This window comes from Hyphomicrobium sp. (genome assembly GCF_036780825.1).
Taxonomy (GTDB): domain Bacteria; phylum Pseudomonadota; class Alphaproteobacteria; order Rhizobiales; family Hyphomicrobiaceae; genus Hyphomicrobium_C.
On sequence record NZ_DAIQCD010000011.1, the window covers coordinates 15,375 to 34,917 of the forward strand.

At 65.8% G+C, this 19,543-nt stretch carries 12 protein-coding genes; 2 read left to right on the forward strand and 10 right to left on the reverse strand.

Annotation, left to right across the window (positions count from 1 at the left end):
* Positions 1 to 22 precede the first annotated feature (22 nt).
* Both mltA and V7P99_RS06910 read left to right on the forward strand, forming a co-directional pair.
* Positions 23 to 1,132 (forward strand): murein transglycosylase A, encoded by a 1,110-nt coding sequence (gene mltA / locus V7P99_RS06905; RefSeq protein WP_333794062.1) that lies wholly within the window; start codon positions 23 to 25, stop codon positions 1,130 to 1,132.
* Positions 1,129 to 1,752, forward strand: a complete 624-nt coding sequence (locus V7P99_RS06910; protein ID WP_333794063.1) for a Smr/MutS family protein — start codon at positions 1,129 to 1,131, stop codon at positions 1,750 to 1,752. Before mltA ends, V7P99_RS06910 begins: the two co-directional genes overlap by 4 nt.
* Here V7P99_RS06910 and V7P99_RS06915 read toward each other — a convergent pair.
* From V7P99_RS06915 to pstC, 10 genes are all read right to left on the reverse strand, one after another.
* The gene (locus tag V7P99_RS06915) at positions 1,749 to 4,457 is read right to left on the reverse strand and encodes a TIGR02302 family protein (protein WP_333794064.1); all 2,709 of its coding nucleotides are present in this window, start codon (positions 4,455 to 4,457) and stop codon (positions 1,749 to 1,751) included. The two genes, V7P99_RS06910 and V7P99_RS06915, sit on opposite strands and share 4 nt — an antisense overlap.
* A gap of 116 nt (positions 4,458 to 4,573) precedes the next feature.
* A complete protein-coding gene (locus tag V7P99_RS06920) occupies positions 4,574 to 5,695 on the reverse strand; it encodes an extracellular catalytic domain type 2 short-chain-length polyhydroxyalkanoate depolymerase (protein ID WP_333794065.1) in 1,122 nt (373 codons plus the stop codon).
* Between the two features lie 32 nt (positions 5,696 to 5,727).
* The gene (gene pbpC, locus V7P99_RS06925; protein ID WP_333794066.1) at positions 5,728 to 7,908 is read right to left on the reverse strand and encodes a penicillin-binding protein 1C; all 2,181 of its coding nucleotides are present in this window, start codon (positions 7,906 to 7,908) and stop codon (positions 5,728 to 5,730) included.
* 8 nt (positions 7,909 to 7,916) lie between these two features.
* Positions 7,917 to 13,217 carry an alpha-2-macroglobulin family protein gene (locus V7P99_RS06930; RefSeq protein ID WP_333794067.1) on the reverse strand — a complete coding sequence of 1,767 codons (5,301 nt, stop codon included), beginning with the start codon at positions 13,215 to 13,217 and terminating at the stop codon, positions 7,917 to 7,919.
* 341 nt (positions 13,218 to 13,558) lie between these two features.
* Positions 13,559 to 14,146 carry a hypothetical protein gene (locus V7P99_RS06935; protein WP_333794068.1) on the reverse strand — a complete coding sequence of 196 codons (588 nt, stop codon included), beginning with the start codon at positions 14,144 to 14,146 and terminating at the stop codon, positions 13,559 to 13,561.
* A gap of 230 nt (positions 14,147 to 14,376) precedes the next feature.
* A complete protein-coding gene (phoB, locus tag V7P99_RS06940) occupies positions 14,377 to 15,072 on the reverse strand; it encodes a phosphate regulon transcriptional regulator PhoB (protein WP_333794069.1) in 696 nt (231 codons plus the stop codon).
* Positions 15,073 to 15,100: 28 nt separating this feature from the next.
* Complete coding sequence (gene phoU, locus V7P99_RS06945; protein ID WP_333794070.1) at positions 15,101 to 15,811, reverse strand: phosphate signaling complex protein PhoU; 711 nt, start codon at positions 15,809 to 15,811, stop codon at positions 15,101 to 15,103.
* A gap of 65 nt (positions 15,812 to 15,876) precedes the next feature.
* Complete coding sequence (gene pstB / locus V7P99_RS06950; protein WP_442909882.1) at positions 15,877 to 16,680, reverse strand: phosphate ABC transporter ATP-binding protein PstB; 804 nt, start codon at positions 16,678 to 16,680, stop codon at positions 15,877 to 15,879.
* Positions 16,681 to 16,710: 30 nt separating this feature from the next.
* Positions 16,711 to 18,021 (reverse strand): phosphate ABC transporter permease PstA, encoded by a 1,311-nt coding sequence (pstA, locus tag V7P99_RS06955; protein WP_333794072.1) that lies wholly within the window; start codon positions 18,019 to 18,021, stop codon positions 16,711 to 16,713.
* Positions 18,021 to 19,496 (reverse strand): phosphate ABC transporter permease subunit PstC, encoded by a 1,476-nt coding sequence (gene pstC, locus V7P99_RS06960; protein WP_442909880.1) that lies wholly within the window; start codon positions 19,494 to 19,496, stop codon positions 18,021 to 18,023. The genes pstA and pstC overlap by 1 nt, the downstream gene beginning before the upstream one ends.
* Positions 19,497 to 19,543: the final 47 nt, after the last annotated feature.

Below are 19,543 nucleotides of genomic sequence, written 5' to 3' on the forward strand. Positions count from 1 at the left end.
GCTCGGAGCGAGCACGTCAGAGATGGCCCCGGCCGACGTAACCCTGGCCCGGATCGCCTTTGGCGAGCTTCCCGGCTGGGAGGCTGACGATCATCTGGCCGCCTTCCAGGCATTCGCGCGCTCGGCGCATGTCCTGGTGCGCTCGTCTTCCGCAGCCCTCCCGACACGGACGCAGACAGCCGATCGCGCGTTAGTACGTGCAGCCGCGCTTGCGCTGGCCTCGCCTGTCCGGGACGCTGGCGCCGCCCGCACATTCTTCGAAACGAATTTTGCGCCCCATCGCATCCGCCATACGGGAGCGGAGGGCCTGCTCACGGGATATTACGAACCCGTGCTGGCGGGACGCCGCCGGCCGGAGGCGGCATTTCGCATTCCCATCTACCGCCGGCCGCCTGATCTCGTGGCCCTCGTGCGCGAGGAGGAGCGCGGTGCCCTTGCCGATCGCCTGACGCATGCCCGCAGAACGGAGGCCGGCGTTGCCCCCTACCCGACACGCGCCGAGATCGAGAACGGCGCCCTCGCCGGCCAGAACCTCGAGCTCGTCTGGCTCGCGGACGCCATCGACGCCTTCTTCCTCCACGTCCAGGGCTCGGGCCGTATCCGCCTCCCCGACGGCGAGACGATCCGCATCTCCTACGATGGCAAAAACGGACATCCCTATACGTCGATCGGGCGCGCGCTCATCGAAGCCGGCCAGATCATGCCCGAAGCCATGACGCTCGACACATTGCGGCAGTGGCTCGCCGCGGACCCTGAGCGCGCTCGCCAGGCGATGCAGCAGAACCGCTCCTTTATCTTCTTCCGCGAACTCGAGGAGGAAGCGGATGGCCCACTCGGCGCCCAGTCGATTCCCCTTTCGGAGGGGCGCAGCCTCGCCGTCGACACGGCCTATCACGCCCTCGGAACGCCCATCTACGTCAGCGCGCCGACACTTGACCTTATGAGCAGCCCCGGCGCGCCGGGGTTTGCACGGCTGATGATCGCCCAGGACGTCGGCTCCGCCATCCGCGGCCCTGAGCGCGGCGATCTCTATTGCGGATCGGGTGCAGAGGCGGGGGCGCGTGCCGGCATCACGAAGCATCCGGGCTCGTTTGCTGTGCTTGTCGCACAAGGGGGCGGGAGCCTGCCATGAGCAAGCCGCCATCACCCCGGCGCCGGCGCCACCTGAGCGCGGAGGACGAAGCCCTTTGGTCACACACTGCGTCCACGCTCCAGCCCATCCAGGGAAAGAAGCCGCGCCATCATCCAAGCGTTGCCGGGATCGACGATGCCCCGCCCTTCGCGCCGAAAACGAAGGGGACCGGAAAGCCCACGGTGACGCCGTCACCGGGCGCCGCCGCCGCGTATCAGGCTCCTGCCACGGCGGCCCGGCCGAAACCTACTCCCGAGCTCAGCACCTTCGACCGCAAGGCCGCACGCAAGCTCCGCCACGGCCATATCGAGATCGAGGCACGCATCGATCTCCATGGCCTCCGCCAGCACGAGGCGCACAGCGCGCTCCGCCAGTTCCTGACATCCTGCTCGGGACGCGGGCTCCGATGGGTTCTTGTCATCACCGGTAAGGGCGGCGCACCCTTACACAGCGACGATGGCTTCGGCCGCTCTGAGCGCGGCGTCCTGCGCAAGAATGTGCCGATGTGGCTCGCCGCGCCCGGGCTGCGCGCCATCGTCGTGAGCTTCACCACGGCCTCCACCCCGCACGGCGGAGAAGGCGCCCTCTACATCCAGCTCCGCAAGCCGGGACGAATTTAGAACCGTTTCAGCAGGCGCTCGAGATAGTCGAGCTCGACCGGCGCGCGCCTCGCTTCACCGAGCCTCCGCCGCAGTTCCTCGAGAATCTCCCTGGCCCGCTGCACGTCGATCTGATCCGGCACCTTGACCGAGGTGCCGAGATCCGGCCCTTGCGTGCGCTGTGGCCGCCCTAGCGGGTCGCGCGGCGTGTCTCCACCGGATTGCCCATAGCGTTGCGGCATGTTGCGCATCATTTCCTGCGCCATGCTCTGCGCGCCCTGCCGCATCTGGTCGAGGGCACGGCCCTGCTGCTCGGTGGCGTCAGAGAGATCACCGCGCTCAAGCGCCTGCTCCGCGCTCTCCATAGCCGTTTCTGCGTCGCGAAGCTGCGGACTCGATGCGGCACCCTTCCCGCGCATCTCCTCCTGCAGACGGCCGAGGCGATCCTTCAGCTCGCGCTGGCGCTCGGTCAGCGAGTCGAGACCTTGGCGCCGGTTGCCCTGGCCGAGCTGATCGCCGCGGCCTTGCTGTCCCTGGCCCTGCTGGCCCGCTTGCCCGCGGCCGCTCGGAGCCCGCTCGGACTGGCCGGGAGGCGCGCCCCCCTGTCCTTCGTCGCCATCCCCGCCCATGCCCTTCATGCCGGGCGGCGCGCTCTGCCGTTCGCCGTCTCCGCCCTCTTCCTTGTCGCCCTGCTGGCGCCGCTCGCCGAAGGTTTCATCCATGAGCTGCTGCTGGTCGCCGACCATGTTGCCCAGCTCCTGCATCATCTTCATCATTTCGCGGTTGCGCTCCGCCTGGGCCGGGTCCTGGCGGCCCGCCTGCAAGCGCTCCATGAGATCCTGCATTTCGGACAAGAGCTGCTGGGCCTGCTCGCGCGAGCCGCTTTTCGCCATCTCCTCGAGATTGCGCATCATGCGCTCGAGATCATCCTGCGCCAGCATCTGCTCGTCCGGATTCTGGCCCTCCTGCTGGTCGCCCTGATTCTCCTGCGCGAGCTGGTTCAAAAATTCATTCAGTGCCTGGCGCAGCTCCTGCATGAGCTGCTTGATCTCTTCCTCGGAGGCTCCGTCCTCAAGCGCTTTGGCGAGCTTATCCTGCGCATCTCGGAGCGCCCGCTCGGCGTCGGACAGGTTTCCGTCCTCAATCCTGAGTGCGATCTGCCAGAGCTGATCGACTGCGCTCTTGAAGGCTTCGCGCGACTGATCGCTCATCAGACGGTGGCGCACCGTACGCAAGCCCAGATAAATACGCGCATCCTCGATAAACATCTCGGGCGCGAGGGTGAGCGCATCGAGCGCCGAGACGACGCTCGGCCGGTAACGGCTGTCATCGAGCAGCTTCTTGCGCTGTTCGACCACCGCGCGGGCCAACGGCTTCGAGAACTGCCGTTCCGGCAGGATCATCTCGAGCCCCGGGCTGCGGCCCACTTGCCCGGCCACGTCCGTCGCCTCGAGCGACAGGATAACCTTGCGGCCCGCCCACGGGTGGGATGCTGTCTCGAAATACGTGTGCGCCTCGACCGTCGTCGCGTTGGGCTGCGGCAGCCGCAGCGTGAGCTTGGGCGGACGCATCAACGGCGCCCGCGGACCGGTGGGACGCTCCGGCGCTGCCCAGGCCGTCTTCGGATTCTTCGGCGGATCGGGCAGCCGCTTCAGCTTCGCTTCCGCGGAGGCGACGCCATAATCGTCCTCCACCGCATAGGTGAGCTTGAGCGAGCCGCGCGGCGTGAGTTCGGGCGGGCGGGACAGCGAGATCCTGGGCGGCGCATCGGGCGTGATCGCAATCTGCCAGCGCGCAAGCTCCGATCCACCGGCGAGCGCCCGTACGCTGGCCGAGCGGGCCATTTCGTAGCGCACTTCCTGCAGATCGCTCGCCGCATCCCCATCGCGCTTTGCTTCGATGCGTTCGGCAGGGTGACCTTCGCTGCCCGGCTCCGTTGGTGTGATCTCTACGGAAAGCGGCGTCGTGCCCATTCCGCCGACACGCACGATGAGGACGCTCCTCACCGGTACGTCCGCGATCGCCGCTTTATCGGTCGCATCCGCCCCGGCAGCTGGCTGGGCCTTGGCGCCCCCAGCCCCGTCCGCCAGCATGACAGGCGGCCGCCCCGTGTACGTCGGTGGCGTGAGCCAAGCATCGAGCCGGACATCGGATGCCGACACCGACGGGCCGAACGTGAATGCTCCGCGCACGCGGTCGGCCACGCCATCTCCCAGCAAGACGGTCAAGCCGATGATGCCAAGCAGCCCTGCCGCGCGGATCGCATAGGGATCGAGCCTGTCCGTTCGCGGATGGGGTTTACCAGGCCTCAGCGTTTCGAGAAGCCGCGCCATGCGCGCGCGGTGCGCCTGCCAGATGGCGCCGGTCGCCGGGTCGGATGACGGCGCGCTCACCGTGTCCTCGTAGGAGGACGCCGGCCGATGCGGCACACCGGACGCGCGCTCGATCCGGCGGATCGCCTCGTCGCGGCTCGGCCACACGATCCGCGCCATCGAGGCTAGGGCAACGACCAGCGCGACGCCGAAAAGGGCGAGCAGCGCCACATGCGCGAAATTGGGCAAAAAGCGCCAGAGGCCCGCATAGGAGACGATGAGAAACGCCCCGAGCACGGCCAGCACCAGCCATAGCTTCCGCCATAGCTGTTCGAATGCTGCGGTCAGTCGCGCACGCAGGATCTTGTGCTCGAACGAGCGGTTTCCCGCTCCCGGTGCTTGGTCCGTCTCCATGGGCCAGAGCCTAGCATGAGCCCCTAGGGCTATTCATTACAAACCGCTAACGTTCACCCCGCCATGAGGGATCCCGCGCCGACCCCAGCGGGCGCCGCCAGTCCAGAAAACTGAGGCTACGAGCGCGGCTTGGCAAGCTCGAGCAGCATGGCGTGCACGATCTGGATCTGCGGGGCCTCGCGCGTCAGGTAATCGGAACCGGTATAGCCCCACCAGTCCCAGCACCCCTGCGGGTTGACGGCAGATGCGGCCGCTTCCGGATAAAGGATGATCAACGCGTTGGCGTCGGCCCAGTTGGCGAATCCGGATTGGCGGATGAACGCATCGCCGGCCACCGCGCGCCCCTGGGAGCAGCCATGATACGCCACGTGTACGCGGCAGGTCGCGGTTTCGGCGCAAGCGGGCGGAATATAGACAACGCCGCGCTTTTCCATGCCGTGCTCCGCGTGGCCGGCCAGAAACGGGCGCTGATCGAACTCGAGAAACGTGCCCCGGGGCTCGGCCGCGCGTGGAGAAAGCGGGCCATACATGCGCTTCAGGATCTCGCCCGCCTGGTCATAGCCGCAATTGACGACGAACGGCTTGGCAGTCGCATCGCAGGCCAGCCCCTGATGGTCGGTGACGAAAGCGTGGCCTGCCGGCAGATCCGTCACGTAGGTCAGGTTCTCCGCCGGCACGCCGAGCCGCTCGTAAAACGCGTAGGCGGCGTCCACGATGGCTGGAACGACGGTGCGGTCGTTGGAGCCTGAGAAGAGATAGACGTGATCGTCGCGCAGGCTCTCCAGCGGATCGATCCGGCCCGCGCCCGCGAGCTTACGCGTCCTCTCAGCAAGCAGATCCACATCCGGAACGCCCCAGAACGCCAAGCCGTTCAGCATGCAGCCATTGACGGCTTTGGAGAGGTTGAGGAACGCCAGTCCCGGCCCCGACATGACATCGGCGAACGCGCTCTCGGCGCACCCATAGGGGCCACCCGCAATGATGGCCGCGCCGACGACGATCTTGGAGTGGGCGATCTGAAACTGCCCCGCCATATAGGCGCCAGACGAAATACCCGAGACGGACGTGTGCGATATGTCAGCAGCGAGTGCCGGCAGCCGGGCGGCAGGCACCTCGGCCTGGGCCGGCCGCGTGAGAACGACGGCCAGCGTCGAAAAAACCGCAAACATCGCGAGCGTTACGCGCATCGACATGCCACCATCGGGATCCGGAACACCCGCCAGCTTAGCCGGCCGCATGCGCCTTTGCCATGATGCCGATACCGACACCCTCACCGCAGGCGCACCGTGACGCGATCCGCCCGGCCCTTGGCATCGATGACGGTGAGCTTGGCGAAGCCGCGCCCATCCGGCTGCCACTCCACCTCGCGGCGGCGCGGATCGGATACCATCGGGCTGCCGTCAATCAGCCAGGTCAGCGGCAGCGCGCCACCTTCGGCCTTGATGATCAGCGGCTCGTCATCGCGCTCGGCGATATCGAGCTCCGCGCGGTCAGGCGGAAACGCGATGAGAACCTGCGGCTCGAGGTAGGGGCCGGCAGCGACGGCGTCTTCGCCCGCCTCGCGGAAGCGCTTGAGCGGGGGCGGCAACGAGCCTGTAGTGGCCCGCACGACGCCATGCGGTGCCGCGCCGAACGGCGTCGGCCGCTCGGCAATGCGCTTCATGGCATGGAACAGGATCGGCGCGGCGCTGAGCCGGCCCATGAGGCCCGGCGTCGAGGTCCCATCCGGGCGGCCGACCCAGACGGCCACCACGTAGCGTCCGTCGTAGCCAATGGCCCAGGCGTCGCGATAGCCGTAGGACGTGCCCGTCTTGTAAGCGATGGCGCCGCCGCGCGCGGACGGCGGCGGCGGCGCATCCTTGAGGATGTCGGTGACGTACCACGCGGAGACCGGAGACAGCAGGCGCGCCTGCGAGCCGGATCTGGCTTTCTCCGCCGCCTCACCTTTGCGCCAAGACAACGCGATCGGCTCTCCACCGCGGGCGAGAGCGGCATAGAGCGTCGCGAGGTCCTTGAGCGTCAGGCCGGCACCACCAAGCGCCACCGCAAGCGACGGCTTCGTGTTGACAGGAAGCTCAGGCGTGACGCCAACGCGACGGAAACGTCCCATGAGGCGGCCGGGACCAACCGCCGCCAGCACCTTCACCGCCGGTACGTTGAGCGAATTGCCGAGCGCCTCCCGGATGGTCACCGTTCCGTAGAACGCCTCGTCGAAATTTTCCGGGCGATAGCTGCCGAAGCGCGTCGGCCGGTCCTCGATTAGCGTCTCAGGATGCGCGAGGCCCTGCTCGAACGCGAGGCCGTAGATGAACGGCTTCAGCGTCGAGCCCGGCGAGCGGACGGCGCCCGTCATGTCGATGGCGCCGTGACGCTCGCCATCGAGATAGCCGGCCGAACCGACATGCGCCAACACCTCGCCCGTCGCGTGCTCGACGATGAGCACCGCCGTCGAGAGCTTGGGACCGAGAAGCCTCGCCTCCTCAGCGGCGAGCTTTTCCACCGAGGTCTGGATATCGCGGTCGATAGTGAGTCGGTGCACGTGCTGCGTGGGATGCGTCACCATCTCAGCCTCGGAAAGATGAGGCGCGAGCTTCAGAACCTCCAGGCGCTCCCGCGGGACGCGTTCGCGCTTCGCACGCTCGGCTTCAGCCCTCGCAAGAACGCCTTCCTCCACGGCCCGATCGAGCACGCGGTCGCGTGCCTTGCGTGCCGCCTCGCTATGGCGATCGGGCCGGCGCCGCTCCGGAGACTGCGGCAGCGCCACCAGAAGCGCTGCCTCGCCCGCCGAAAGGTGGCGCGGCTCCTTGCCGAAATAGGCGAGCGAGGCAGCGCGCACGCCTTCGATGTTGCCGCCGAATGGGGCCAGCCTGAGATAGAGGCGCAAGATTTCAGCTTTCGAAAGCTGCGCTTCGAGCTGCAGCGCCCGCGCGATCTGGCGCAGCTTGCCGGCGCCCGTCCGTTCGTGCTTGCCGTCGAGCAGGCGCGCGACCTGCATGGTCAGCGTCGAGCCGCCGGAGAGGATCTCGCCATAGCGCACGAGAAGAAAGCTCGCCCGCGCCACCGCGAAGAGATCAACGCCGCCATGCTCGTAGAAACGCTTGTCCTCGTAAGCGAGAAGCATTTCCAGATAGCGCGGATCGACCTCGTCCACCTCCACCGGCAAACGCCAGCGTCCGTCCTTCGTCGTGAAGGCACGCAGGAGACGATGGTTGCGGTCGAGCACCGTGACCGACATCGCCTCGGCCGCTTCGAACGGCACCGGGCCGATGCTGCGCTTGGTGATCTCGAGCGTGATGCCGACGGCGGCCAGCGCGAGGATTGCGGCCGCAAGCACAAAGGCCGCGGCCCGCCACGGAAGCGAGAGCCCCAACCGCGAGGTGCGATCGGATGGAGAGAGAACAGCCTCTGCCGCGGCGCGCCGGTCTGTGAGGAACGAAAGGGACAAACGCATCTCCGTTCCTAGTTCATCGGTGTCACGACGAGCGTTCCAGCGCCTGAGCGCGCATGACGCTCCGGCCGGTACATATCTTCAACCGTCGCCGCTGGATGAACGAACGTGCCCGGCGTAACCGCACGCACGACATAGGCGACGGTCGCGGAGATGCCGGACGCAGGGCCAGCCTCGGGCGCGACGTTGCCATCCTCGTCTTGGTAGCCGGCTTCGAGCCCGTGGCTTCGCGCCGCCTCCCAAAGGTCGAAAGCCGCAACGAAGTGATCGTCACGAAACTCCGTATGCACCGGGCGGACGGTTGTCTTGAGCCAGTCGAGGGTCTTGATGTCTCCGGAGTCGACGAGGCGTGGGTTCTCGATCTCGAGACCGGCCGGAAGGCGGTCCACCAGCAGCGGCCGGCCGGCCGATTCATCGCTCTCGACTGTCAGCACGGCGACGAGCCGGTCGTTTTGGGCGATCTCGCTCTTGCCGCCATTCGCGCTTTCGAGACTGACTTCCTTGCCGTCGAGCGTGTAGTAGCGGCGCGTGACGGTAAAACCCTTGGCCACCGGAGGCTCGCCCGCAAGCGAGGCGCCGATAACAGTCACGACAGCCGTCGTCTCACTCTCGCCGTCGTTGGTGACGGTGACGCCGCGCTCCAGATCTTCCGCTGAAAACGCGTGCGCCACCGCACCCTCAACCGGTGCCCCATCAAGAGAAAGCCGTGCTGCCTTCGTCTCCTCGCCAATGGCGTGCGCCGCAAGCAACATCCACGCCTGCTCCTGTGTGGAGGTAGAGGTGCGTGCGAGATACGCCTTGGACACCACCGCGACGAGACGCGGTGTCTCGTCGTGTACGATGCCGGCTTCCGACGCGAGCGTAACGAGCGCGGCGCCGTCGCGGATCTCAGACCCGTAATCTGGCCGCGCGATGTTGAGCTTGTCCTGATCGCCGAACGCATCGAGCGCAGCGCGGAACGCACTCTCGGCACGCGCCTTGTCACCCACCATTGCGAGCGCGGCACCGAGCTGCGCTTTCGCAAGCGGCGTCGTAAAACGGTCGAGCCGCGTGTCGGCGTAGTAGCGCAACTCGCCGATTGGCGCACGCCCGTTGCGGGCCAGCACATAGAGCGCGTAGGCACGGTCCTCGCCGCCCTGCTTGAAGTCCTCGCCGTTGAGCGCGAAGTTCTGCAGACGGTCGAGCGCCTGGCCGAACGGGATCTGGCGCACCTCGTAACCGGACTCACGGGCCCGCGTCAGAAAGTCGGTGACGTAGCTCGTAAGCCAAAGGTCGCCGCCCCTCGGGCCCCAGCTTCCGAACGCACCCGAAGCGTCCTGCATCTCGAACACGCGCCCAATAGCCTGCTGCACACGCTCCTTGAGCGCCGCATCCCCGCCGATGCCGATACGGGCGGCGACCGCGTTGGCATAGAGCAGCGGCAGCGCGCGCGAGACCGTCTGCTCGGCGCATCCATAGGGATAGCGGTCGAGCGCCGTCAGCAGGCCCGGCACGTCCAGCGCAGCCGCGGGCCCAACTGAGAGATTGATGCGCGTGCGATTAGGGATCAGTCCCGCAATGAGATCGTCCGACAGCGTGAGCTTGCCGCCCGCTGCGAGCTTGGCGACGGTGGTGCGCTTGATGTCGCCCGCCGGCGGCTTCACGTCGAATTGCAGGCGGCGCGAGAAGAACAGGCCCTCCGGTCCCGTCACGCTGACATCGTAGACAAAAGTGCCGATGTCATGCGGCTTGAGGATCACGTGCTCGGACTTGCGCTCGCCAACCTCCAGCGTCACCGCCGTCTCGGCGAGCGGCACGCCATCGCCGACGATCTCGCTGAGCCGCGCCGTGTAGGTGCCGGCCGGTCCGTCGACATTGTGCAGGGAGAGATCCACGCGTGCCTCATCACCGAGCGTCATGAAGCGCGGCGCCGAGGCCGTGAGAGCGACCGCGTCGCGGACAATGACGTCGCTGGTTCCATGACCCACCTTGCTCTTGGTCCAGGCGACCGCCATCACGCGGACGGTGCCATTGAAGCTCGGTAACGCAAAGCGCACAGTCGCCGTTCCGTCTGGGCCGACGTTAACGATACCGGAAAAATAAGAGACGGTTTCTTCGACAGGCGGGCTGCCCTCTAAGCCCATCCCGTCCATGCCGTCGCCGCCGGACCGCAACGTGCCGCGTTCGGCGCGCATGCCGTCGATGAGTCGGCCGTAGAAGTCGCGCAGCTCAAGCGCCAGCTTCTGCTGCGCGTAGAAGTGCGTCTCCGGCGCCGGCGCTTGATAGCGCGTGAGGTTCAAGATGCCGACGTCCACGGCGGCGATTGTGACGCGCGCCTCCTCGCCAGGATCGAGGCCTTCAATCTGCACCGGGATCGCAAGTTCGGAGGCTCCCTTGACCTTGGCTTCCGTCGCAACCGCAACCTTGAGCGTGCGCTTCGCCTGATCGACACCGATCCAGCGGACGCCGATGGCCCGGCTCGGCATGCGCTTCGCGGTCTCGTCGAGCGGGCGATAGACGAGCGCCGTCGCGTAGGCGCCAGGTCCCCAATCATCGCCGACCGTGATCTCGACGTCGCCGCCGCCTTTTGGCAGCTCGATCTCTTCGGCCGAGATGAGATCGCGCCCGAGCACGGCGACGAGCGCCTTGCCGCCCTGCTTGGAAGCAATCCTCAGCTTCGCCGTCTCGCCGGGCTGATAAGTGGCTTTGTCGAGTGCGACGTCGAGCATTTCGGGGCTCTCCGCCGTTTCGCCGCCCGTATACCAGCCGGCGTTGAAGACGACGCTCGTGAGCGCTCCTCCCGCATCGGCCGAGCTGACCTCCAACCGATAGCGGCCATAGTCCACATCGGCAGAGACGGTGGCAGGCGCGTCGACGGCAGCATCGACAATACCGTTCGCCACCTTGCGCGTGATGGTCTGGCTCTCATAGGTCCAATAGCCGTCGCGGCGATACCACTGCCAGGAGGTATCCAGGCGCACGAGGGTCCAGTCGAGCACGCCTGCTGCTTGCTTGTCCTCGGCGTCGAGCAGCACGACATCGAACCGCGCCGTCTCCCCTTCGCCCAGCGCCGATGCGTTGAACAGCGGCTTGATGCCGATACGCGGCGTATCGAGGCTCACGGGGAGCACGATCGAGCGCTCGATGGTGCGTCCGCCGGCCTCGCGCAGCCGCACGATGACGTTGGCTTCGAGCGGTCTCGCGGTTTTTGTCACGGCAGGAAGCGCGATGGCGAGCGCGGCCTTACCGGCATCGTCCGTCGTGGGCAGGCCCTCGAGCGGCTGGCGAACGGGACTGACGCTCTCGTCAGCCTCGCCAAAGCGATAGCCCTCATAGCCTGCAAGATCCTTGGCCGACGGACGCACGATGACGTCACCTTCAATCGCCATGCCGGCAGCCGGCGGCCCGTAAAGGAAGCGCCCTGCGATATCGACGGTCTTCGTTTCCTCGGGTGCGAGGCGCCCTCTCCCCTCCGTCAGCGTCAGATCGAGGCGCTCGGGAACATAATCCTCGACCAGGAACGAAACCTGCGTGATGGCGTCCGCCTTGGGGTCGGCATGGAGCCGCGCCCGCCACGTCCCCGTCATGGCGCCACCGCCGAGTGGCAGGCGCAGCGCGTGTCCTCCGAGCTCGCTATCCGTCAAGGGAAAGCGTCCATACTCGACCCCGTCCGGACGCACGACGATCAGCGTCATGGGAAGCGTCGCGGCCGCACCCGTAGCATCGCGCGCGAGTGCGGTGACGTTGACCTCCTCCCCCAGCCGATAAACGCCGCGCTCCGTGTAGAGGAAGCCGTCGAGCGGCCCCGGAGCGTCGCGCCCTTTGACACCGCGGTCGGAGAGGTCGAACGCGTTGCTCGTCAGATCGAGGAAGGCATATTCGCCGGCGCCCGTCTCGGCGACGAGAATGGCCGGCGCGTTGCCGCCCTCCCCCTTCGCATGGCCGGCGTCGAAGCGCACGTAGCCGTTCCGATCAGACGTAGCGGTAGCAAGCACCTCGTTGTTGCGGGCGACGAGGCGGACGCTCGCGCCGCCGATCGGATTGGCGCTGGCGAGCGAACGCACGAACGCATGCACGCCGTCGTCCCCCGAGAAAGCCGTGAGGCCCAAGTCCGAGACGATGAACCATTGCGTGGCCTGCTCCCGCCAGTGATCATCCCCACCGCTCTGCTCGGCGGGCCTCGCGATCATTGCGTAGGCGCCGGGCTTGAGCTCGCCGATGGCTTCGCTGACCGGGAAGGCGACCGCCACCTCAGCGTTGAGCTTGCTCGCGACCTCGAGCGCACCCTTATAGACGAGGCTGCCCGACCGGCTCTTCAGTTCCTCGAGCTGATAGCCCTGAAGCTGGCGGTCGAGATCGCCATTGCCGAGGGCGTTGGCGAGGCTGCGGTCACCGATGCGGTAGACCTCGATATCGACGCTCTTGGTGTTGACGACGACGAGCGGAATGCCGTTCTGGCCGCGCGCCGGCAGCACGTAGCTCTTGCCGGTGAAATGCACCATCGGCTTGCGGTCGGGAACGTAGACAGCGAGCGTCACTGGTTTCTCGAGCGGCTCGTCGACGTCGGACGGCAGGCCGGCGCGCACCTGGATCTCATAGCGCTCGCCATGCTCGACACCGTCGATGCAGAGCTGGCTGCCTTCGGCGGAGACGGACTGCGGATCCCCTCCGTTGACGGACACGAACTTGGCGAAATCCACCTGGCCCCGCGATAAACTTTCCGAGAACTGGATGCAGACCCGCGGCGTCGCCGCGTCACCATCGGCCGTGTAGTCGGTCATGCGGAAGCCGTGCTCGACACGAAGCTTCTCGTAAGTATCGCGGACGCCCGCATCGTCGACGAGCGCCAGGCTCGATTTCAGCGCCTCGATCGCCGGCCGCCAGTAGGAGCGCCGCTGCATCGCCTCGCCGAGGACGGCGAGCGCGCGCGCCTTCATGGCTGGATCCTGCGCCAGCATGTAAGCCCGATAGGCGGCACCGGATGCATTGACCGGCAGGTCATAGGATTCGGATTTGTTGGGATCAGGTGCGATCGCGAGCAGCGCCTTGGCGAGGCCGATCCAGCTTTCCGGGCTCGTCGCATCGGTTGCAACGGCGATTGCGAACGTGCGCGAGGCAGCGCGTGGATCGGAGCCGAGCAGCCGCTCGCCAGCCTGGCGCACATCCGGCCCCGCGCGTCCGTCAGGCCGCCATGTGTTGCGAATGTAAGTCTCGTATCGCGCGGCGTCTGCAGCCACCCCCTTGTGCGCAAAAGGCCGCTCCGCGGCGGCCAGGGAAATATTCAGTCCGGTGATTAGGAAAAGACTTATGAGAAAATATCTGAGGGCGCACATAGCGGATCATCCCGTGAGCTCAAGGCACACCTGGCCGGCGGCCTTATTCAACCGCTGGGCATTATCAGCGTGCGGCCCAGCCGGGTGAAGCCCAACAGACCCGAATGATCAAACGTTGGCAGCAAGGTGGAACTTACCGGCAAGTTCCGCCCGATGCCGAAGCTTCACCAAAGGAGGGCGCCGCGACCGAGCGGCATAGCTGTGATGATCGCGTTGTAGAGTCATTGAGAAAATGAAAACCGGCCCGCCCCCGCTCGAGACCGAGACCGCGCATTTCCGTTTTCATCTAAAAAAATGCTGACCGCTCCCGCCCGATGAGACCATCGCCCTCTCGAACGGGCTCAGTGACGAACAGGTAGCGCCTGAACTGCCATCATGGCTTCCGCGCCGGCGATCAGAGATGGATCGAACAGGCTCGTCTGGCGCATACCCGACCACTGGCGCTCGAGCGCAAGGCTACCCCCTGGGCCCGCAGCCTTCCAGATCTGCGCGAAGGACTGGGCGGCATAGCCGGCCGTCACGGGGCTGTCGGAATAGCGCTCGTAGGCGTCGCGCTTCATGGGGTCGCGGCGCATGCAGTCGCCGATCCAGACGGTCGCCCGATCGAGCACGAGTTGCTCATGCGCATCGAGCAGGCGCACGTCGCGCACGACGCGGCAATCGAAGCCTTCGGGTAATGCGCCGGACGCACGCTGGACGAGGAGCGCTTCGACCTTGATTCCGGCCGCCGCAAGATCGGATGCGAGTTCCGCCAACGCATGGGCAACAGGGCTCTCGGCGGAAAGTGCGAGAAGCCGGTAAGTCGTGACACCGGCCGCGATTCCCGATGCCCGGTGGGCTTCCACGTGTTTCGCAACGAACGCTTTGAGCCGCGCCTCCTTCTCCTCCCTGGCAATGACGTTCGGTCGGGCATTTGAGGAGAAGCGCATTCGTATTGTCCTTGCTTGGGACCGGGCCCGACGGCCTCGGTCCAACGTCTGGTCGTGGTGGCCATTTAGGCGCCAAGACGGTTAAGCAAGTGTTTCGGTTCGTACACGTCTGATCGAGCGCGATCCCGCCGCGGCAGAGCCGCGCATTTTAGCAATCCGATAAGACGATCCCGACGCGGAGGTGGTGCACGTTCGCGCCGCGAAGACATGTCCAAGCGTAAACGTGCACTTTAGCTGCTGTTGCGTTCGCCGAACACATAGCCCGAGCCGCGCACGGTGCGGATTGGGTCGCGTTCCTTGCCACGAATCAAAGCCTTGCGCAGGCGCCCCACGTGAACGTCGACCGTGCGCTCGTCGATGTAGGCATCCCGGCCCCAAACGCCATCCAGCAGTTGCGAGCGCGACAGCACGCGGCCCGGGCTCTCCATCAGGAACTCGAGGAGTCGGAACTCGGTCGGGCCGAGATGCACCTCGCGCAGACCGCGCATCACCTTGTGAGCCGGCCGGTCGAGCTCGATATCGGCGAACCGCAGGACATCGGCCATGCGGTCCGGCGCAGAGCGGCGCAGGATCGCCTTCACCCGCGCCATCAATTCGGGCAGGGAGAAGGGCTTCACCACATAATCGTCAGCGCCGGTCGAGAGACCGCGGATGCGGTCACCCTCCTCACCCCGGGCCGTCAGCATGACGATCGGGATGGAGCGGGTCTCCATCCTAGCCCGCATGCGCCGGCAGATTTCAATTCCGGAGACACCGGGCAGCATCCAATCCAGCACGAGAAGATCCGGCTTCTCTTCTGCGACCAGGATTTCCGCCTCCTCTCCGTTCTCGGCGTGCGAGACGCGGAAGCCTTCCGCCTCCAGGTTGTAGCGCAGCATCTCTGCCAGCGGCGCCTCGTCCTCGATTACCAGTATCTTTGCCGTCATCGTTCATTTGCTCATGCAAGGAAGGCACTCAATCCCCCGAGAAGAGGGTCGAGCTGGTCTTGTCGCCCTTGGGGCGGTCGTCGGTGATGTTCACGCCCTTGACGAGAAAGTGGATCGTCTCAGCGATGTTCGTGGTGTGATCGCCGACGCGCTCGATGTTCTTGGCGCCAAACAGAAGATGGGTGGAAAGGCCGATGTTGCGCGGATCCTCCATCATGTAGGTGAGCAACTCGCGGAAGAGAGAATTGTACATCGAGTCGATCTTTTCATCCCCGAGCCAGACCGCGAGCGCGCGATCGGCGTTGCGCGCCGCATAGGCGTCGAGCACGTCCTTGAGCTGTGCCAGCGCCAGTTCGCCCATATGACGTAAGCCGGTCATGAGCGGCTTCGGATGCGATTCGTGCGCGATCGCGAGCGCGCGCTTGGCGATGTTCTTGGCGAGATCTCCGATGCGCTCGAGATCGCCGGTGATGCGCAGCGCGCCCATCACGTGACGGAGATCGATGGCTAGCGGCTGCCGCCGCGCCACCATCGAGATCACCTGCTCCTCGATATCGCGCTCGAGCTGGTCGATCTGCTTGTCGGCCTTCACAACCTGCTCGGCAAGCTGCGGATCGCGGCGTTCGAGCGCGTCGAACGATTGGCCGAGGATGTGCTCGGCAAGGCCGCCCATCTGGGCGATCTTCCGATCCAGGAGTGCAAGCTCCTCCTCATAGGACTTAACGATGTGCTCGTTCATCGGTTCTGTTGCTCCTCTCGGCCTTCCGGCCCAGGAAATTCCGGGGGCGATGTTCGTCGAAGCGGCTATCCGAAGCGGCCGGTGATGTAATCCTGCGTGCGCTTATCCTTGGGGTTGGTGAATATGTCGGTGGTCGCGCCCTCCTCGACAAGAACGCCGAGATGGAAGAACGCCGTACGCTGGGAGACGCGGGCCGCCTGCTGCATCGAGTGGGTGACGATGACGATGCAGAAGTTCTTCTTCAACTCGTCGATAAGCTCCTCGATCTTGGCGGTCGCGATCGGGTCGAGCGCCGAGCATGGCTCGTCCATCAAGATCACCTCCGGGCTCACGGCGACGGCGCGCGCGATGCAGAGGCGCTGCTGCTGCCCCCCCGAAAGGCCGGTGCCCGGCTCGTGCAGGCGATCCTTGACCTCATGCCAGAGCGCCGCCTTTTCGAGGCTCCCCTGCACGATGCCGTCCAGATCTGCCTTGCTTGCGGCAAGGCCGTGGATGCGCGGTCCGTAGGCGACATTCTCATAGATCGACTTCGGGAACGGGTTCGGCTTCTGGAACACCATGCCGACGCGAGCCCGCAACTCCACCACATCAAGCGAGGGCTCATAGATGTCCTGCTCATCGATGGTTATCGAGCCGGAAATGCGAGCAATGGGGATGGTGTCGTTCATGCGATTGAAACAGCGCAGAAACGTGGACTTGCCGCAGCCGGACGGGCCGATGAAGGCCATCACGCCCCGATCGGGAATATCGACCGTCACGTCCGTCAGCGCCCGTTTCTCGCCGTAGAAGACGTTCACGTCACGGGCCACGATCTTTGGCGGAAACACCGCGTGGGCGGAAGACGAGGCGTCGGTGCTCCTAGGCTCCATCAGCATCTCAAAGTCTCCTTGTATCAGATCCTACCAGCGCCGTTCGAAGCGGCGACGCAGGATGACGGCCAAGAGGTTCATGCAGATCAGCACCGCCACCAGCAGCAGCGCGGCACCCGACGTGCGCTCGACGAAGCCGCGCTCCGCTGACGTTGCCCACATATAGATCTGGACCGGCAGCGCCGTTGCGGGCTCGAGCGGCGTCGTCGGAATCTCGACGACGAAGGCCACCATGCCGATCATCAGAAGCGGCGCCGTTTCGCCGAGCGCCTGCGCCAGGCCGACGATGGTGCCGGTCAGGATACCGGGAACGGCAAGTGGCAGCACGTGATGTGCGATGGTCTGCATCTTCGAGGCGCCGATCCCGTAAGCCGCTTCCCGGATCGAGGGCGGCACCGCCTTGAGCGCCGCGCGGGTGGCGATGATGATGGTCGGCAGCGTCATTAGCGTCAGCACCAAGCCACCGACCACGGAGGCCGACCGGGGAAGCCCTGCCAGATTGATAAAGATGGCGAGACCCAAGAGGCCAAACACGATCGACGGCACCGCAGCCAGATTGTTGATGTTCACCTCGATAGTATCGGTCCACACATTCCGCGGCGCGAATTCCTCAAGATAGACGGCGGCCCCCACACCGAGCGGAACGGCGAGCAGCAGCACGATCAGCATCATGAACATGGAGCCGACCACGGCGACGCCGATACCCGCGGTCTCCGGGCTGCTCGAGGCCCCGTTGACGAAGAGGCCCGTGTTGAAACGCTTGGCGAGAAACCCTTCGGCAGCGGCTTTATCCAGCCAAGCGAGCTGCCGGTCCGAGACCTTGCGCACGGCGGCCGGCAAGTCGCGATCGAGCTGGCCTTTCATGAGCGAATCGACGCGGCCCTGCGCCAGCACCCAAATCGGCAGCGTCTGCCCGATCAGCGAAGGATCGGCGAGCACCACGCGCCGGATCTCGAGATCGACGTCACGCGAAAGAAGGCCGCCGATCTCGCGCATGGCCGGCCTGTCGCTCGTCTCGACGCCGAGCTGCGCCGCAAGCGCCCGTCGGGCGAGAAGCCCATAGTCCGCCGAGCGCAGCTCGCTCGCCTTGCGCTCGCCTGACGGATCAATCACAGAGGCTTCGAGCGGCACATCGAGCCGGAACGACGTCTGCAAGAACGCCGTGTAGCCGTTGGCGACGATGCTGCCGAACAGGAAGAGCAAGAACGCGATGCCGAACACAATGGCGGCGACGCCGAAGATACGGAATCGGCGCTCGGCTGCGTAGCGGCGCCGAAGGCCTTTGCGGATGAGGGCTGCGTGCGCGCCGAGGTGGCTGTCCGGAAGGGTCTCGATAGCCATTATTCGTATTGCTCCCGGTATTTCCGCACGACATAGAGCGCGTAGATGTTCAGCCCCAGCGTGATCGTGAACAGGGTCAGGCCGAGCGCGAAGGCAACCAGCGTCTGCGGCGAGTTGAACTCGAGGTCACCCGTCAGCTGGCTCACGATCTTGACCGTAATCGTCGTCACCGGCTCCATGGGGTTGATGGTCAGGTTGGCCGCGATGCCGGCTGCGAGCACCACGATCATCGTCTCACCGATGGCGCGCGAGACAGCCAGCAGGATAGCGCCGACGATGCCGGGCAGCGCCGCCGGGAACACGACGCGCTTGATGGTCTCGGACTGGGTGGCGCCAAGCCCGTAGGACCCATCGCGGAGCGACTGCGGCACGGCGTTGATGATGTCGTCCGAAAGCGATGACACGAACGGGATGATCATGACGCCCATGACGATGCCGGCGGTAAGCACGCTGTTGGCCGAGATATTGAGACCGATCGCGCCGCCAGCATCGCGCAGAAAGGGACCGAACGTAATTAGCGCGAACAGGCCGTAGACGATGGTCGGGATGCCCGCGAGAATTTCGAGGAGAGGCTTCGCCACGGTGCGCACAGGCCGGCTCGCATACTCCGACATGTAGATCGCGCTCATGAGCCCGACAGGAACGGCCACGAACATCGCAACGGCCGATATGAAGAGCGTGCCCCAGAACAGCGGCAGGAGGCCGAACTGGCCTTCGGTAGCGCCCACGGCCCCGGAGGCCGAGAAACGCGGGTCCCAGACGGTGCCGAGGAAGAACTCGAGCGGCGGAACGAAGCTGAAGAAGTGGATCGCCTCGAACAGCATCGAGAAGACGATCCCCACCGTGGTCAGAATGGCGATCGTCGAAGCGCCGATGAGTCCGCCGAGGACGACCGTTTCCACGGCATTGCGGGCCCGCAGCCTCGCCGTCATGCGCGAAAATGCGTAGACGAAGCCGCCAAACGCAAGCACGGCGGCGAGCCCCGCCATGGCGCGTCGGCTCAGAATTTCATTCCGCACCTGATCATAGGCAGCGGTGATCATGTAGGCTTCAGGCGCTGAGCCAAGGATCACGCCGCGCTCCTGCAGGACACGCTGCGCTTCCGCGATGGGAGCAAAGCCATACCGGACACGATTGAGGACTTCCAGGTCAGCATCCGAAAGGCGGGCCACGCCGCGCGTCACGGCATTGATCCTGCCGATGATCAGCGACTGCTCGGCGGGGGATAGGCTTTGCACAGTCTCCGGCAGAGATGCGCTCACGAAGCTCTGCAAGACCGGGCGTTCGGCGACGCTCCAGATCAGGGTTGCAAAGAGCGCTGGCAGCGTGACCCACGCTGCTAGATAGCCGCCGAAGTATCCCGGCCGCGAATGGAGCTTCGCCTCGCTTTTTCGCGCCAGCACTTTGGCACGCCAGATTCCGATTGCGTAGGAAACGAGGCCCGCGACGAGCAGTCCCAAGACGATGACGGACATGGACACCAAATAGCCCTCTCATCCGGCCACTGTTCGGCGCGGTCGGC

Coding starts and splice junctions, on each gene's coding strand:
- mltA (WP_333794062.1), top strand. CDS start 23: ATGGCCCCGGCCGACGTAACCCTGGCCCGGATCGCCTTTGGCGAGCTT.
- pstC (WP_442909880.1), bottom strand. CDS start 19,496: ATGTCCGTCATCGTCTTGGGACTGCTCGTCGCGGGCCTCGTTTCCTAC.
- V7P99_RS06915 (WP_333794064.1), bottom strand. CDS start 4,457: ATGGAGACGGACCAAGCACCGGGAGCGGGAAACCGCTCGTTCGAGCAC.
- pstA (WP_333794072.1), bottom strand. CDS start 18,021: ATGGCTATCGAGACCCTTCCGGACAGCCACCTCGGCGCGCACGCAGCC.
- pstB (WP_442909882.1), bottom strand. CDS start 16,680: ATGGAGCCTAGGAGCACCGACGCCTCGTCTTCCGCCCACGCGGTGTTT.
- phoU (WP_333794070.1), bottom strand. CDS start 15,811: ATGAACGAGCACATCGTTAAGTCCTATGAGGAGGAGCTTGCACTCCTG.
- V7P99_RS06920 (WP_333794065.1), bottom strand. CDS start 5,695: ATGCGGCCGGCTAAGCTGGCGGGTGTTCCGGATCCCGATGGTGGCATG.
- V7P99_RS06930 (WP_333794067.1), bottom strand. CDS start 13,217: ATGTGCGCCCTCAGATATTTTCTCATAAGTCTTTTCCTAATCACCGGA.
- V7P99_RS06935 (WP_333794068.1), bottom strand. CDS start 14,146: ATGCGCTTCTCCTCAAATGCCCGACCGAACGTCATTGCCAGGGAGGAG.
- phoB (WP_333794069.1), bottom strand. CDS start 15,072: ATGACGGCAAAGATACTGGTAATCGAGGACGAGGCGCCGCTGGCAGAG.
- pbpC (WP_333794066.1), bottom strand. CDS start 7,908: ATGCGTTTGTCCCTTTCGTTCCTCACAGACCGGCGCGCCGCGGCAGAG.
- V7P99_RS06910 (WP_333794063.1), top strand. CDS start 1,129: ATGAGCAAGCCGCCATCACCCCGGCGCCGGCGCCACCTGAGCGCGGAG.